Raw genomic sequence first — 16,689 nt, forward strand, 5'->3', positions numbered from 1 at the left:
AATTTGTTCTGTATATGTCTACTTATCATAACAGTGTTTCACGCACATAATCACCTCTGTGTTCAACCAGTACTCATTTAATTGATAGAGGATAGATTATGATTGCAGTAACCGGCGCTAACGGACAATTAGGTCAAAAAGTTATTCAAACACTGCTTAATACAGAGAAGGCAAACACAATTGTTGCACTAGTGCGCAACCCTGATAACGCACACGCATTAAAGCAGTTGGGAGTAGTAGTACGGCAGGCCGACTATAATAACCCGGAAACGCTTAAGTCAGCTTTTGAGGGTGTTGAGAAGTTGTTGCTAATATCAGGTACAGAGTTTGGGAAACGCTTTGAGCAGCACAAAGCGGTAATAGATGCAGCTATGGCACAAAACGTTAGCCTCATTGCTTATACCAGTTTGTTGAAAGCAGATACGTCTCCTTTGCTGTTAGCGCAAGAACATAAACAAACCGAGGCTTACTTTAAAAATGTGTCAGCGCCTTTCGTGTTTCTTCGAAATGGGTGGTACACGGAAAATTACACCGATAATGTAGACAGCGTACTGCAGATGGGAGCGGTGGCAGGCGCTGCAAAGCAGGGAGTTTTGTCTACTGCTAGCCGACAAGATTATGCAGACGCCGCAGTGGCCGTTCTTCTATCATCGCAAAATCAAACAGGCAAAATTTATGAGCTTGCTGGCGACACGGGCTTTACGCTAATGGAGTATGCTTCCACCCTATCTGAAATTACCGGCGAAGATATTGGTTTTTTAGACATGGATGAGAGCGCTTATAGAGAAGCACTCATTAAAGCTGGGCTGCCTGAAGGTATGGCAGCAGCGTTAGCAGATTCAGAGCATTACGCCGCCTCGGGGTGGCTCCAAGATAACAGCGGCACCTTATCATCACTACTTGGTCGTCCAACTGCAACTCTGCGTGCGACACTTGCTGCGAAAATGAAAATCTGAGTATTTAAAAGCTAAGTGAATTACCATCCCATGCGCATTACCTTGAATTATCATTCAAGTGATGCGCTTATTGTGCAACACTTGCGTATTCATATTTTAAATCACTTGCATCCGCAATTTGCTTATTTACAGGGATAGGTTCCATGCTTTCCAACATCATTCGCTTTGCGAAAAACATCGTCGTGTCGTTAATTGCAATCTTTGTGTGTTTTGGTGTGCTCGACTTCTTGTGGCTTGGCGTTATTGCGGATGGCTGGTATCAAAGTGAAATGGCTCCTCTGCTTAGAAGTCAATTTATCACGTGGCCTTGGGTGGTTTTTTACCTCATGTATGGATGTGTGGTGTTTGTACTTGCTGTGGTGGCGAACAGAGAGAAGTCGTTACTTTATGCTGGAATAGATGGCGCGCTTTTAGGGTTAGCCAGTTATGGCGCCTACAACTTAACGGCATACAGCATCATTGAGGGTTTTACTTTGTTTATTATGCTGATTGATTGGGCGTGGGGTACTTGCCTAACCAGCGCTAGCGCCATGGCCGGCTGGTTAGGGTTTCAACTGGTTAAGGGAAAGAGTAGCGAATAATTCGCTTTAACACGCTACCGTACTGTTTTAAAAAGCCGCCAGTGTTGTAGTGCATGCCGTGTTCTTTGAATACGGCCTCTACCTTTGGGGCCATTTCTCTATAGCGTCTGGCAGGGATATCCGGGAACAAATGGTGCTCAATCTGAAAGCTTAAATGCCCGGTAAGCACGTGAAACAGATTTCCGCCCTTTATGTTCGATGAGCCCAGCGCCTGTCGGTAGTACCATTGCCCTCGGGTTTCATTAACACAATCTTCTTGTTTAAACGTTTCCACATCACCAGTGAAATGGCCGCAAAAGATAATGGTAGATGTCCATAAATTGCGTAACAAATTGGCGATAAGGTTACCGGTAAATACCCATAAAAATAACGGCCCAGCTAACAAAGGAAATAGCACATAATCTTTTACTAACTGACGTGCTCCCTTGCTAAAAAAGCGCTTCTTTAGTTCACTATGAGTAACCTGATTCTTACGGTTGTCTTTCTTCTTCCCAAAAAAGACCCGTTCTGCAGCCATCTCGTGATAAGACACGCCCCACTGAAACATCACGCTAAGTACGATATAAGTCGCGAACTGCCATAGGTTTTTTACACGCCATCTGAAATCGTTAGACAGACGAAGCAAACCGTAGCCAAAGTCTCTGTCTTTGCCAATAATGTTGGTATAGGTGTGATGCTCGTAATTATGAACGCGATTCCAACTCGCACCATCACAGGCAATATCCCACTCATAGCCTTTCGAATTGATATGTTTGTCGTTCATCCAATCGTACTGGCCGTGCATCACGTTGTGGCCTATTTCCATGTTATCGAGAATTTTAGCTGTAGCTAAACTCAATACACCGGCAACCCAGAGCAGCGGTTGAATGAACCCCAACATCAGTAGTATCCGGCCGCTCCATTCGCAAATTCGCTGAATAAGAATGATACGTCGTATATAGGCCGCATCTTCAGCCCCGACTTTTCGTTTAATGTCAGCTTTAATTTCATCAAGCTGAGTAGCAAGTAATTCGTAGTTTGGTTTCTCTTTGGTGCTTGTTGACTGAGTTGTAAGCGTCTCCTGAATTCCCTGAGTTTCACGCATCGGTAAATCTACTTGTTCAATTGCTGCTTCACGGTGTTGTTTGTCTATTACAACGCTAGTGTTCATAGTTGAATCTCCACATCGGTAACGGCTTGTGATACACACAACTGAATAAGTTGCTCTGCGCTATCTGAAAGTTCGCCAGTACGGGTATCTCTTACCACGCCCTTTTTCTTAACACATTGGCACTGGTGACAAATCCCCATTCCACATCCGTAGGTCACGGGTTGCTCTGCTTGTTGAAGCTGTGAAAGCAGGGTTTGCTGATTGTCGATAGCCAAAGATTGGCCATTGTGAACCAAAGAGAAGGTTTCGTTTTCGGTAAGGCTGGTGTTGCTCACCACAGGAAGCGCAGCGAAATGCTCGCTCGAAACAGGCGCATTAATCGTTTTTGCATAGCTTTCAACTTGCTCGAACATGGCATGTGGACCACATACTAACCAGTGTGCATTGGCAAAATCACACAAATGAGCTTCTACGTCTCCATCTTTTTGCTTGCTCAAAACATCATAGGTGAAGTGCTCACAGCGTTTGCTGAACGCTGATAATTCGTTGAGTAATACATGCTCGTCTGGCTTAGCAAAATAAAGTAAGTGCACCGGTGTATGTTTTAGCTGCGCGTTGTTAATAGCATCGTCAAGCATGGCAATGAAAGGGGTAATGCCTGAGCCGCCCGCAATCATGAGAAGAGGCTTTTGCGTCTCAGGCCATACAAACTCTCCCATAGGGGCTGAGATATTTACCCATTGATTAGGCACACAGGTATGTAGGTAAGGGGTTAGCGCGCCTCGGGCTTTTACCTTTGTGACCAAGCGGATCTGCTTGTCTCTTTGGTGGCTATTAGCACCACTCGCTATGGTAAACACGCGGGTGGTGAGCCTGCCGTTAAGTTCTATGGTTAATGCGATATGTTGCCCTGCAACATGCGCTGGCCAAGACCTCTCTGGCATAAGTAACACCTCTAGCATATCCGTGCTCAGTTTTTTTACGGTCACAACCCTAGCTCTGAAATACCCATCGCGCCACGCGGGTTTAATTTGCTGCATCAATACCTCCCAGTAGCCCTTCCAAGAGCCATGGTGGAATATGCGATCTGTGAATTTATCGAGTAATAGTTTCAATGTAGAAATCACACCTGTATTTCGTCGGAATATCTTAAATACAAAAAGGATGAAAATGTTTTAGCTTACACTTGTACGCCATTTCAGCGAACAAGTGTAAGCTTAATTTTTTCTGCGTCAAGAGGGGGGCGGGAAATTTGGGATAACGTCGTCGAAATGCAACGCTACTTTTGTGAAAAATGCAAAAGTGCTTTGTTAAAAGTACGGGTTCTAACCTTGCTTATGAACCTTATATTTACCGTTTTCGAAACGTGTAAATTGCAAGACTCAAGTTTAAAGGACCGTATTATGAAACTATTTGAAAGCATATCGCTGGCTGGAAAAGCGCTGAATAATCGAATTGTTATGCCGCCAATGACCCGCTCCCGTTCAACACAGCCGGGAGATGTGCCCAATGCCTTAATGGCAGATTATTACGCCCAACGCGCAAGCGCTGGTCTAATTGTCAGCGAAGGGACACAAATTTCGGCACTCGGTAAGGGGTATGCGTGGACACCAGGTATTTATACCAAAGCGCAAATCAAAGGCTGGAAGTTGGTAACAGATAAAGTCCATAAAGCGGGTGGTGTAATGTTTGCGCAACTTTGGCACGTGGGCCGCGTATCCCACCCTTCAAATACAGAAGGGCAGCAGCCAATTAGCGCATCGGCAATTCAAGCAAAAGGGGTAAAAGTATTTGTTGATGAAGGCGGCAACCCTGGCTTTGTTGAGTCGGTCATGCCACGCGAAATGAGCATTGAAAATATAAAAGCCGTGGTGGAAGAGTATCGCGCTGCGGCGCGTAATGCCGTAGATGCTGGATTTGATGGTATTGAATTGCATTCGGCTAATGGTTACCTGCTTAACCAATTTATCGATTCTCAGAGTAATGCAAGAACTGATGAATACGGCGGAAGTGTACAGAACCGTATTCGATTCTTGAAAGAAGTGGTGCAGGCCGTCTCTGAAGAAATTGGCGCTGATAAAGTAGGTGTACGTTTAGCTCCCCTAACAACATTAAACGGGACCGTCGACGACAATCCCGAAGAGACTTATCTTGCGATTGCTTCCATGCTTAATGGTTTCAAGATTGGCTATATGCATATTGCTGAAGCCGACTGGGATGATGCGCCGCAAATGCCTATATCTTTCAAACAGGCTATTCGCGAAATATTCAGTGGTATATTGATTTATGCAGGAAAGTACGACAAAGCGCGCGCCGAAAAAGCGTTATCTGAAGGCTGGGCAGATATGATCGGTTTTGGTAGACCCTTTGTGGCGAACCCAGATTTGCCCTATCGATTAGAGAACAATTTACCGTTAAATACGCACAACCCTGATACCTTGTTTGGTGGCGGTGAGAAAGGCTATACAGATTATACATTTGCTAAATAGCCGTAAATGTTATGGGGTGCACACTGCTGCGCATAAAGGAGCTGCGCTTCTTTATGCGCTTTTTAAACTATCTATACGCGCTGCAGTTTATAATTAAGAAAACGTTAATGTTTTTAGTTAATTTACGTTCGGCCAATTGCAATGCGATTGAAATATCACACCTCGCCTAGAAGTTGCGGTTTCGGAATAGCCAAGCGGCGATACCACTTCCAGCTATCAACATTGAGGTGACCAACCATAGTTTTGAAATAGGCGTACCATTGGGGCACTGAAGCGCCATGGTTGCGCCGGCTAAATTCTGACAGTCAAAAAGTTGGCCCAATGCCAATACTAAGAGACCAAGCAGTACTCCGATAACAGCATAAGACAAATTATTTAACGACATACTTTTCCTATTACTTTTCCATTTATCGCTTATAACGACTTTATGGTTTACCCTGCACACTTGTGGGAAGCGAGAATGTGCTAAACCAGTGCACGAATTAAGATGCCAAGAAGCGTTTAATGCTTTATAAGTTTTATCTTATGGGCTTTAAGCGTATTACCAATGCTTACTGTAAGCCGTTTAACGGTAATATTATTCAATTCACCTCAAGCGACTAAAAAAAGTTCGCTAGCGTGTGCAAAAACTGGGTCGCAATATTTGCGCCAACCCCTATCAAAATTCCTTCAAATTCGGTACTATCCGCGGTCTTAATTTTTTAACGAAATAAGCGGACTATGTTTGAAATAAACCCCGTTACTAATGCGATAAAAGATATCCGCGAGCGCACCGAAGCGCTTAGGGGGTATCTTTGACTTTGATGCAAAGTCAGAGCGTTTAGAGGAAGTTAGCCGAGAGTTAGAAAGTCCTGATGTTTGGAACGAGCCAGACAGAGCGCAGGCACTGGGCAAAGAAAAAGTGGCCCTTGAGCAAATCGTTGAAACGATCCATAAGCTCGATCAGGGTACAGAAGATGTTGAAGGTCTTGTTGAATTGGCGGTTGAAGCCGAAGATGAAGACACCTTTGTTGAGGCTCAAAGTGAACTAGAAGGCTTAATTGAACAACTAGAGGTGCTTGAGTTTCGCCGTATGTTCTCTGGTCCAAATGATGAGAACGACTGCTACATTGATATTCAGTCGGGCTCTGGTGGCACAGAGGCGCAAGATTGGGCCAATATGCTGCTTCGCATGTATTTGCGTTGGGGTGAAGCTCACGGTTTTAAAACTGAACTCATTGAAGTATCAGACGGTGATGTAGCCGGGATTAAAAGCGCAACTTTGCGTATTCAGGGCGAATATGCATTTGGTTGGCTACGCACAGAAACTGGCGTGCACCGCTTGGTTCGTAAATCACCGTTTGATTCGGGTAACCGCCGTCACACGTCATTTTCATCAGCGTTTGTATACCCAGAAATTGACGACGATATTGATATAGATATCAACCCGTCTGACTTACGTATAGATACCTATCGCGCATCGGGCGCAGGTGGACAGCACGTAAACAGAACAGATTCAGCGGTACGTATTACCCATGAACCAACGGGCATAGTGGTGCAGTGTCAGAACGACCGCTCGCAGCACAAAAACAAAGATCAGGCGATGAAGCAGTTAAAAGCCAAACTTTATGAGTTTGAGCTGCAAAAACAAAACGCTGAAAAACAAGCGATGGAAGACAGCAAATCTGATATCGGCTGGGGAAGCCAAATACGCTCTTACGTTTTGGACGACTCTCGCATTAAAGACTTGCGCACTGGCGTGGAAACACGTAACACTCAAGCCGTGCTAGATGGCGACTTGGACAAATTTATTGAAGCCAGCCTGAAATCTGGGCTGTAAACCGAACAACGAAGTGAAAGGTTATGACTGACCAACAAACAGACGATAACAAATTGATTGCAGAGCGCCGTGCTAAGCTAAGCGCTATTCGCGAGCAGTGCCGTGCGAACGGTTTCCCAAACAGCTTCCGTCGCGAAAACTATGCGGATGAGCTTCAAGCTAAGTTCGGTGAATTCGACAAGGAAACGCTGCAAGAGCAGGGAAACAAGGTAAGCATTGCTGGCCGTATCATGGCAAAGCGTGGTCCTTTCATGCTGCTTCAAGATATGACAGGCCGTATTCAAGCTTACGCTGATAAAGACACCCAAAAGGCCCTTAAAGCAAAATACGGTGCGCTGGATATTGGTGACATCATTGGTGTAGCGGGCGATTTGCACAAGTCAGGTAAAGGCGACCTATACGTAAACATGGAGCAATACGAGCTGCTTACTAAAGCACTGCGTCCATTGCCAGAAAAGTTCCATGGTTTGAGCGACCAGGAAACTAAGTATCGCCAGCGTTACGTTGACCTAATTACAAGTGAGCAAACCCGCAAAACCTTTATTATCCGCAGTAAGATTGTAAACGGCATTCGTAACTACCTTACTGAACGTGACTACCTAGAAGTAGAAACGCCGATGCTACAGGTTATTCCAGGTGGTGCGACTGCGAAGCCGTTTGTAACTCACCACAATGCGCTAGACATCGATATGTACCTGCGTATTGCGCCAGAGTTATACCTTAAGCGCTTAGTCGTTGGTGGTTTTGAGCGTGTGTTTGAAATTAACCGTAACTTCCGTAACGAAGGTTTATCAACACGTCACAATCCAGAGTTCACTATGCTTGAGTTCTACCAAGCGTATGCAGACTACAATGACCTGATGAACCTTACCGAAGATATGCTGCGCACGCTGGCAGAAGATATTCTTGGTACAAGCATTATCAAAAACACAACTAAAGACGCTGAAGGTAACGTAACGTCTGAAGTTGAATACGATTTTGGTAAGCCGTTTGACCGTTTAAGCATGGGCGAAGCTATTCTTAAGTACTGGCCAGAAGCTGATGAAGCCGCTATCCGCGACCCAGAGGCGAACCTTGACGCGCTTAAAGCAATGGCAAAACAGCTTCACATTAAAGAGCCTGAAGTTGATGGCATTTGGGGTGCGGGTAAGTACCTTTGCGAAATCTTCGAAGCAACAGCAGAAGAGAAGCTTATCCAACCTACGTTTATTACAGAATATCCGTGGGAAGTATCGCCGCTTGCGCGCCGTAACGACAACAACCCATTCATTACAGACCGCTTCGAGTTCTTTGTAGGGGGACGTGAATTAGCGAATGGCTTTAGTGAGCTTAACGACCCAGAAGATCAGGCGGAACGTTTTGCGAAGCAGGTTGAAGAAAAAGACGCTGGCGACGATGAAGCCATGCACTTTGACGATGATTACATCCGCGCCCTTGAATATGGCTTGCCGCCAACAGCGGGAGAAGGTATTGGTATTGACCGTCTAGCGATGTTGTTTACCGATAGCTCTACCATTAAAGATGTTATCTTGTTCCCACACATGAAGCCTCAAGCGCCAAAAGATGGGCAAGAAGCGGGTGAGCAAGAGTAAAATCAGTTATAAACGCTAAGGCTTTAAACACTTAGCGCTTTAACACGCTCTACCAAAAGGGTGTTCTCGGGAACGGGAATACCCTTTTTCTTTGCCATTTCCACAATATAACCGTTAATGGCGTCTATTTCTGTTTGCCTGCCTTGAGCAATATCTTGATGCATGCTGGAGTAGTTTTCACCTGTTGCTTTGGCTACCGACAACACGTTTTTTAGTACCTCATCTTCATCGAATTTAAACCCATATGCGTTAGCCACTAGCGTGAATTCATGGCATATCTTGCTGCGAGTTTGCTCAAATTCAGCATCAGCAATATGCTTATTTTGAATATCGTGAAGTGCTGTTAGTGGATTAATTACGGCATTAACGGAAAGCTTGGCCCACAGTGCTGTTAAAATATCACTTCGGTATTGCACAGGCGGAAGCGAACTATCTAAAGTAGCAATTGCATTTGCAAGCTGTGGTGCTACTTGTAAAAGGTCTGCAAGCTTTTGAGGTATTGGCTTAGCTAAATTAGGCGCGCCAACTTGCGTTGCTCCTAGCCCTGTATACTTCACGTGAAAATTGCCGCTTGATGTGCTTTCTTTTAACGCGCCATGGCTCGTTGTAGCAAGAAGCAGCGGATAATCGCCGCCTAACAAATCTCGTGCAACCTCTAGCCCGCCCATACCATTGTGCATCAGCACAACCGTCGGTTTTTGATTGAGGTAGGGCAGCCACTCTTTTAGAGCAGCGTTAAGTTGATACACTTTAAGTGGAAGTATTAACACGTCATCTTTTTCAAGAATGACAGGCGCTGGCATAGCAGCTTTTAGTTCAATACTTTGGCCATCTCGCCATTTTGCGCGAGCAGGCATGGTCCTAATATTTCTGGGGTAGCAATCATAGGGCACGCCATTTTTATGAGCGCTCGCTGCAATTAAACTCCCGATGGCACCGCCACCGACTATATGTAGTTTTCCCATTAATATCTGTCAAATGTTGTATTAGGTTACTGTTTTACTTGTACGGAACGGGTTTACCTTGATGACGCTCTTATAAAGATTCAGACAAGAAGCGCGCTGGAATTGCCGGCCATGGATAAGCGTCTGGTGCATTAAGCGCCTCAACCCAAGCGTGCATGTCTTCTTGGCTAATTACTTCGCCCGCATCAAAAGGTGCGGTTACTGATAATTCACCTTTCGATAGAGGAAGGCGCAAGTGCCAAGCATGAAGGTAGAGCCTATCTGACGCCGCACCGCCGTAAAGTGTATCACCTAAAATAGGGGCCCCGACGCTTTTAAGCGCGACTCGAATTTGATGGGTTTTCCCTGAATGAGGTTTAACAACGAAACCACGAGTTCCCGGTCTAGCTGCGCTACTGAAAAACTGAGTTATCGCTGGGTTTTTCTGAGTTTTAAGCAAAATACGCTGGCCGCCGCGACGATTTTTCATATCGCCGATTATCATGCCCTGTTTCTTTTTAGGTTTGTTACTGCTTAAGGCTAGGTAGTATTTGCTGACGCGTCTTGATGAAAAAAGTTCGCCGATTTCTGCCGCCACCGTGGCATTTTTAGCTAAGCATAAGGATCCTGAGGTACCGGTATCTAGGCGGTGACAAAGGTGCAATTCTTTAACGGCGAGCTGCTTTTTTAAAACAGTAACAATACCGTCTACCTTTCCTGCTTTAATACCTTTCGTTGGATGTTGTTTTACGCCAGTTTCGTCGACAGCATCGTGCATGGCAACGCCAACAGGCTTATTAACGACGATAAGATCAGCGTTTTCAACGAGGATAGGAATGTGTAGCACTAGCTATTTTCTAACTCTTCGATAGCTTCTTCATAATCTAGCTCGTCAACCGCATCGATAATAGCCGTGCGTTTTTCTTGAGGTAAGGCAAGGGCGTCTAGCCACTCGTCTAGTTTATCCTGTGCAATAAACTCACTGGCTTTAAGTGCGGCCAATAACTGCTTTCGAGCTTGCTCAGCGGCAGCGCCATTTGCAGGGGCAGAAGCGGTAACTTCTGGCTCTTTGATTAATGCATCTACCGTGGTAATTGTCTCATTTAGCACGGCGACAAACGCAGGGTATTCATCAGCGACTTGTCCGTCGTTTCGAAAGCTACTTTCAACAGGCTTGCTTGCATTGTGAAGCGCAAACATACCTAGATTTCCTGTTACGCCCTTGAGGGTATGAACAAGTGAATAAGCCTCAGTGAAGTCACCCTTAGCAATATGTGCTTGTAAGTCAGCATCTAGAGAACGATATTCGTCCGTGAACTTACCTAGTAGGGTGAACAACAGTTTTTTGTTACCACTTAACTGTGACATTCCGAAGTCTATATCGAGTACTGTTGTTGACTGATCCATACATCTATCCTTTTATTTCGCAACTTCTTTTCGGACAATTTCTAGTCCAAACGCAAACCATTTGTCAGTTCATTCGTACCACTTAACGAATTCAACTGGCTAAAGCCTTTATTACTAAAGACTATGAAGTGTAAGTGTATTTCAGAAATACACAAATTAATACATCCATAGCAAAGTCGAAGCAAGTAAAGCGTTAAAAAGTCTGGTAGTCTTCAAAAATTCGCTCGCGCTTTTGAAATCGCAACTTCATTCTTGACCGCCAAGTTAAGTGGTTACGGCAAAATGTAGTTAGAGTGAAGGCGAGTGAAACATGTAGTAATTGAAAAGGAATCATCATGTCAGGAAAACTGACCCTTCGTACCCTCTTAATGGCCATAGGCGTTATTGCAGTATCAGCGTGTCAGCACGTGCAGGAAGAACAGGCGACTAGTAAATCAGATACCGCCGCAACGACATCAAATAGCGTTTCTATTCCTTATGAAAAATATACGCTTGCTAACGGGCTGACCGTCATCCTTCACGAAGACCATTCTGACCCGCTGGTGCACGTCGATGTAACTTATCACGTTGGTTCGGCACGAGAAGAAATTGGCAAATCTGGCTTTGCCCACTTCTTCGAGCACATGATGTTTCAAGGGTCAAAACACGTTGCTGATGAACAGCATTTTAAAGTTATTACAGAATCTGGTGGCAATTTAAACGGTACGACTAATACCGATCGCACTAACTACTTTGAAACTGTGCCGGCAAACCAGTTAGAAAAAGTGTTATGGCTTGAGTCTGATCGAATGGGCTACCTGCTAGAAGCCGTAGACCAAACCAAGTTTGAAAATCAAAGAGAGACAGTTAAGAACGAACGCGCACAGCGGGTGGACAATCAGCCTTACGGGTTGCGTTTTGAGCTTAATGGCGAAGCGCTTTATCCTGAAGGGCACCCGTATTCGTGGATGACTATTGGTTATGTAGAAGACTTAGATCGGGTAGACGTAAACGACCTGAAAGCCTTCTTTAAGCGCTGGTATGGCCCTAATAATGCTGTGCTAACCATAGGTGGCGATATCGATGTAGCTAAAACTAAAGCCTGGGTGAAGAAGTACTTCGGCGAAATACCAGCTGGCCCTGCAGTAGAAGAGCCTGAGCCACAGCAGGTGACGTTAAACGAAACCCGTTATGTCACTCTTGAAGATAAGGTTCACCTTCCACTTCTTCAAATAACCTATCCAACGGTATACGGTCGCCACGAAGATGAAGCGCCGCTTGATGTTTTAGCCGATATTTTAGGTGGTGGTAAAACTTCATTGTTTTATAAAAACTTAGTAAAAGAGGGCATGGCAGTGCAGGCTGTGGTGTCTCACCCTTGCCGTGAACTCGCCTGTGAATTTCAGCTACTTGCTTTGGCTAACCCTGCAAAAATCACTTCACTCTCAACACTTCAAAATGTGCTGAATGAAACACTTAAAGAGTTTGAAACAAGAGGTGTCACCACCGATGATTTAGCGCGAACAAAAGGTAAAATTGAAGCGCGTACGGTGTTTGGCTTACAAAGTGTGTCTGGCAAAGTGTCAGCCCTTGCTGCTAACGAAACCTTTTATCAAACGCCCGATTTAATAGCCGAAGATATTGAGCGCTATAACGCGGTAACGGCTGAAGACATCATGCGCGTTTACAACAAGTATATTAAAGATGCTAACAGTGTAGTGCTGAGTGTTGTGCCCAAAGGCCAGGTGCAACTAGCTGCAGCGGAGCAAAACTTTGAGCGCCCGGTAAGAAATATTGAGATAGAAACCGCCGAAATTACAGATGACGATGCCTTTGCCAGCGCAGTATCAAGTTTCGATAGAAGCGAAATGCCAAAGGCTGGCGAGGCACCGGTTGTAGAAGTCCCCGATTATTGGGAAGCTGAACTTGCTAACGGTATAGAAATGCTTGGCGTTACCAGTACTGAAACTCCAACGGTAACGTTTACCCTAGGCATGGACGGTGGCATGTTGCTAGACCCTGAAGGTAAAGCTGGAACGGCTTATCTGACCGCTTTGCTTATGAATGAAACTACAAAAAATTACAGTAACGAAGCATTGGCTAACGAGCTTGCTAAGCTGGGAAGTGCTATCCGTTTCAGCACTGCTGGTAGGTATTCGCAAGTCTATGTATCAACATTAACTAAGCATCTAGATGAAACCTTAGCACTGTTAAAAGAAAAGTTGTTCAACCCTGCGTTTACGCAAGAAGACTTCAACCGTATGAAAGAGCGGGTTGTACAGGGGCTACAGCAGCAAGCGAAAACGCCTTCAAGCCTGGCGCGTCGTGCACGAGATCTCATCATGTTTGGGGAAGAGAATCGCGTAAGCCTGCCTGACGAAGGTACATTAGAATCAGTACAAAACATCACGTTAGAAGACGTTAAAACGTTTTACACCAATTATTACTCACCTGATAAAGCGAGTATTGTGGTTGTCGGTAATTTACCGAAAGAGGCTATGGTAAATACTTTAGACTTCATCGGTCAGTGGAAAGGTCAAACCTATGAGTTCGCTGATTACAGTGACTTCCCTAACTATGAAGAAAATCAGATATTCCTGGTAGACAGCCCAGAAGCGGTACAGTCAGTGGTATACCTAGTTGATCGAAGCCTGCCTTTTGATGCAACAGGCGATCACTTTAAGTCCCGTCTTATGAACTTTCCGTTAGGTGGGGCATTTAATAGCCGTATAAATCTTAACTTGCGAGAAGATAAAGGTTTCACCTATGGAGCAAATAGCGGTTTTGTGGGTGGTAAAACCCTTGGATGGTTTGAAGCAAGTACCGACCTAACCGCTGCCAATACAGGTGAAGGAATTTCTGAAATTCTAAAAGAGATTAATCGCTACCGCACTGAGGGCGTGACTGAGGAAGAAATAGCCTTTATGCGCAATGCCTTTACGCTAAGCGATGCGTTAGAATTTGAAACGCCTGCTAGTAAAGCGCGCTTCTTAAGACAGCTGCTCAGTTACGACTTGGAGAAAGGCTATCGTGAAGAGCAGCTTACTATTATTAACAATATTGATAAGGAAACGATGGATGCGTTAGCAAAGCAATATTTGAATCTCGATAAGATGCAAATTATTGTAGTAGGTGATAAAGCTAAAATTTTGCCTCAGTTAAACGCGCTATCGATGCCAATTATCGAGTTATCAGTAGAGAGTAATACCCGAGAAACGTTAAACTGATAGATTGATTTTTGTTGAATTTACATTATTGCCCCCCATAACAGGGGGCTATATTGACATAACGGACCACCATTTTGACTGTAGACTCATCCCGTTTTGAAGCGCGCATTGCTGCGCTTAAGTCACCCGAATTTCTCGCTGCGCTAAAAGATATTAAGCGCGGTGTTGAGCGCGAAGCCCTTCGTATAAACCCGAACGGAACGTTGGCACAAACTCCCCATCCTAAACCGCTGGGATCTGCGCTAACTCATGATTCAATCACTACAGATTTTTCTGAATCGTTGCTTGAGTTTATTACACCGCCAGAAAACAGTTCTGCCAAAACGATTTCTCAGTTAAAAGATATCCATAGGTTTGTTATTGATAACATTGGTGACGAGCAAATATGGCCGCTAAGCATGCCGTGTTTTATCGAAGATGATGCCGATATTCCAATTGCTTACTTTGGTGAGTCAAATGTAGGGAAAATGAAACGGGTGTACCGCATCGGTCTTAAAAACCGTTACGGCAGTATGATGCAAGCTATCGCAGGCGTTCATTTTAACTTTTCCTTACCAGACAGCTTTTGGAAACTTTGGGCTGAATTGAACGGCAAAGAATATTCGCAAGACCAGGTTTCAGCGGATTACTTTGGGTTAATTCGCAACTATCGCCGCCTTTGCTGGCTAATACCTTATCTTTATGGCGCATCTCCCGCACTTTGCGGTTCATTCCTAAAAGGTAAAAAGCACGCTTTGCCATTTAAGAAAGTGGGTAAAGGTACTGTGTACATGCCTCATGCCACGTGCCTTAGAATGAGTGACTTAGGCTATACCAGCGCAGAGCAGTCGTCGCTTAAAATTTGTTACAACCAGCTCGACAACTACGTCAAGCTGTTGCGGGATGCTATGAATACACCGTCTTCGCGCTTCAGCCAATTTGCTGCTGGGGACGAAGGCAATTATCAACAGCTTAGCCGCAATATCATTCAGATTGAAAATGAGCTGTACTCGCCTATACGACCAAAGCAGCCTACCAAATCAATGGAAAAGCCAACAGATGCCTTGGTTCGCCGCGGTATCAATTACATTGAAGTACGTGCGCTAGACGTTAATCCGTTTTCCGCAGTGGGTATTTCACAGACCCAGTTTGATTTCTTAGATGTATTTTTGGTTGCATGTTTGCTAATGCCAAGTGCTGAGCTCGATGAAACTCAACTTAACGAAGCGAAAGAAAACATGAATCGAGTAGTACTAGAGGGGAGAAACCCAGACCTAGTGCTACAAAATGATGGGGTGGATATAACGTTACCTCAGTGGTGTACTTCGCTGTTTAAATCATTCGAACAGGCCGCTGAATTACTCGATATGGCTAACGATACTTCTCGCTACAGTGAAGCGGTGAAAACTGAGCTTGCCAAAGTACAAGACCCCGAGTTAACGCCGTCAGGTAAACTGCTTTCTATGCTTTTAGAAGACGACAAAGATAATGGAGTGCTAGGATTAGAACTCGCACAGGCCTATCAATCTGAGATGAAGTCTTTTGAGTATACGGATACCGACGCCGCAGGATTTGCTGCCCAAGCTGAAGTATCGTTTGCTGCACAAAAAGAAATTGAAGCGGCTGATGAGAAAGACTTCGATACATTTATACGTGATTATTTCGCTGAAGCCCCAGCAAAAAAAAATGCCTGACATAGGTCAGGCATTAAAAGGTTCCAGGGAAACACACATTTTACTAGAACATTAGTTAAGACAAGCTATGAACCAAAAGTTCAAAAAACTGGTTGTTTTTTTATCAACTCTCATCGTACTTTTTCCACTGTTTATCGCTGGGTGTGCAACTACGCCTCCTAAAGACATCAGTAATTTGTGTGAAATATTCTACGAAAAGGACGGTTGGTATGATGCAGCTGCTGACGCAAGAGATAAGTGGGGCGTGCCGATTCATGTGCCTATGGCCATGATGTACCAGGAAAGCTCTTTCCGTCACGATGCGCTACCACCTCGCGATTATGTGTTCTTCGGGCTTATTCCTTGGGGGCGTGTCAGTTCGGCTTATGGTTACTCGCAGGCTAAAACGCCTACGTGGGCAGACTACATGCGCGAGACTGATAATAGTGGTGCGGATAGGGATGATTTTGAAGATGCCATCGATTTTATGGGGTGGTTTATCTATAAATCGCAAAAAGTAAACGGTATTTCTAAATGGGACGCCTATGCACAATACCTTAACTATCACGAAGGGTGGGGCGGCTATAAACGCAGAAGCTATGACAGAAAACCTTGGCTTAAGAAAGTGGCGTCAAAAGTAAAAGCCCGCTCGCTACGTTACGCGACACAACTTAAAACCTGCGAAGAAGACCTGCAAAAAGGTTGGTTTATGAAGCTGTTTAGCTAACTTTAAAAAGCGAATATTTATTTTGTGTTTAAGACGCGGCTTGTAAGTCGCGTTTTTTATGTCAGTAAGAGAATGAGTAGTAAAAGAAAAAATGAGGGATAGACGGGCGTCTACCCCTCAGCGACGCTAAGCCAAGACCGTTTTTTACCCAACGTCGAACAGGCATTTACAAGATAGTGTAAATGATAATGATTTGCAATAACTTTATGGCGTTATTTTTACTTTC

The 16,689-nt window shown here is 44.7% G+C and carries 14 protein-coding genes; 8 read left to right on the forward strand and 6 right to left on the reverse strand.

The window, feature by feature from the left end:
- Window positions 1–98: 98 nt before the first annotated feature.
- A complete protein-coding gene (locus tag PCAR9_RS05455) occupies window positions 99–956 on the forward strand; it encodes an SDR family oxidoreductase (protein ID WP_179982736.1) in 858 nt (285 codons plus the stop codon).
- A gap of 143 nt (window positions 957–1,099) precedes the next feature.
- On the forward strand, window positions 1,100–1,537 hold the full coding sequence (locus PCAR9_RS05460; protein ID WP_071814097.1) for a DUF2177 family protein: 438 nt from the start codon (window positions 1,100–1,102) through the stop codon (window positions 1,535–1,537).
- Here PCAR9_RS05460 and PCAR9_RS05465 read toward each other — a convergent pair.
- Window positions 1,515–2,687, reverse strand: a complete 1,173-nt coding sequence (locus tag PCAR9_RS05465; protein WP_179982737.1) for a fatty acid desaturase family protein — start codon at window positions 2,685–2,687, stop codon at window positions 1,515–1,517. The genes PCAR9_RS05460 and PCAR9_RS05465 overlap by 23 nt on opposite strands.
- A complete protein-coding gene (locus tag PCAR9_RS05470) occupies window positions 2,684–3,742 on the reverse strand; it encodes a flavin reductase family protein (protein WP_232091124.1) in 1,059 nt (352 codons plus the stop codon). The genes PCAR9_RS05465 and PCAR9_RS05470 overlap by 4 nt, the downstream gene beginning before the upstream one ends.
- A gap of 288 nt (window positions 3,743–4,030) precedes the next feature.
- Between PCAR9_RS05470 and PCAR9_RS05475 the strand changes: the two genes are divergently transcribed.
- Window positions 4,031–5,116, forward strand: coding sequence for an alkene reductase (locus PCAR9_RS05475; protein ID WP_179982738.1), 1,086 nt, complete (start codon window positions 4,031–4,033; stop codon window positions 5,114–5,116).
- A 166-nt stretch (window positions 5,117–5,282) separates the two neighbouring features.
- Here PCAR9_RS05475 and PCAR9_RS05480 read toward each other — a convergent pair whose 3' ends face one another.
- Window positions 5,283–5,501, reverse strand: a complete 219-nt coding sequence (locus PCAR9_RS05480; RefSeq protein ID WP_071951054.1) for a hypothetical protein — start codon at window positions 5,499–5,501, stop codon at window positions 5,283–5,285.
- Between the two features lie 335 nt (window positions 5,502–5,836).
- On the opposite strand from PCAR9_RS05480, the gene prfB reads away from it, so the two are divergent.
- Window positions 5,837–6,935, forward strand: a protein-coding gene (gene prfB, locus PCAR9_RS05485) for a peptide chain release factor 2 (protein WP_179982739.1) whose coding sequence is annotated in 2 segments (ribosomal slippage) — window positions 5,837–5,911 and window positions 5,913–6,935 — 1,098 coding nt in all. Because the reading frame shifts where the segments join, the coding sequence is not laid out codon by codon here.
- Window positions 6,936–6,958: 23 nt separating this feature from the next.
- Window positions 6,959–8,527 carry a lysine--tRNA ligase gene (gene lysS, locus PCAR9_RS05490; RefSeq protein ID WP_179982740.1) on the forward strand — a complete coding sequence of 523 codons (1,569 nt, stop codon included), beginning with the start codon at window positions 6,959–6,961 and terminating at the stop codon, window positions 8,525–8,527.
- 23 nt (window positions 8,528–8,550) lie between these two features.
- Here lysS and PCAR9_RS05495 read toward each other — a convergent pair whose 3' ends face one another.
- From PCAR9_RS05495 to PCAR9_RS05505, 3 genes are all read right to left on the reverse strand, one after another.
- A complete protein-coding gene (locus PCAR9_RS05495) occupies window positions 8,551–9,492 on the reverse strand; it encodes a ketopantoate reductase family protein (protein WP_179982741.1) in 942 nt (313 codons plus the stop codon).
- 70 nt (window positions 9,493–9,562) lie between these two features.
- Window positions 9,563–10,318: a pseudouridine synthase gene (locus PCAR9_RS05500; protein ID WP_179982742.1), complete on the reverse strand. Its 756-nt coding sequence runs from the start codon at window positions 10,316–10,318 to the stop codon at window positions 9,563–9,565.
- The gene (locus PCAR9_RS05505) at window positions 10,318–10,878 is read right to left on the reverse strand and encodes an Hpt domain-containing protein (RefSeq protein ID WP_179982743.1); all 561 of its coding nucleotides are present in this window, start codon (window positions 10,876–10,878) and stop codon (window positions 10,318–10,320) included. Before PCAR9_RS05505 ends, PCAR9_RS05500 begins: the two co-directional genes overlap by 1 nt.
- Before the next feature lie 335 nt (window positions 10,879–11,213).
- On the opposite strand from PCAR9_RS05505, the gene PCAR9_RS05510 reads away from it, so the two are divergent.
- The 3 genes from PCAR9_RS05510 (at window position 11,214) to PCAR9_RS05520 (ending at window position 16,463) form a co-directional block, all read left to right on the forward strand.
- Window positions 11,214–14,084, forward strand: coding sequence for a M16 family metallopeptidase (locus PCAR9_RS05510; RefSeq protein WP_179982744.1), 2,871 nt, complete (start codon window positions 11,214–11,216; stop codon window positions 14,082–14,084).
- 74 nt (window positions 14,085–14,158) lie between these two features.
- Window positions 14,159–15,757 (forward strand): glutamate--cysteine ligase, encoded by a 1,599-nt coding sequence (gene gshA, locus PCAR9_RS05515; RefSeq protein ID WP_179982745.1) that lies wholly within the window; start codon window positions 14,159–14,161, stop codon window positions 15,755–15,757.
- A 67-nt stretch (window positions 15,758–15,824) separates the two neighbouring features.
- Window positions 15,825–16,463 carry a transglycosylase SLT domain-containing protein gene (locus PCAR9_RS05520; protein ID WP_179982746.1) on the forward strand — a complete coding sequence of 213 codons (639 nt, stop codon included), beginning with the start codon at window positions 15,825–15,827 and terminating at the stop codon, window positions 16,461–16,463.
- Window positions 16,464–16,689: the final 226 nt, after the last annotated feature.

The organism is Alteromonas macleodii (assembly GCF_903772925.1).
In the GTDB taxonomy this organism is placed as follows: domain Bacteria; phylum Pseudomonadota; class Gammaproteobacteria; order Enterobacterales; family Alteromonadaceae; genus Alteromonas; species Alteromonas macleodii_A.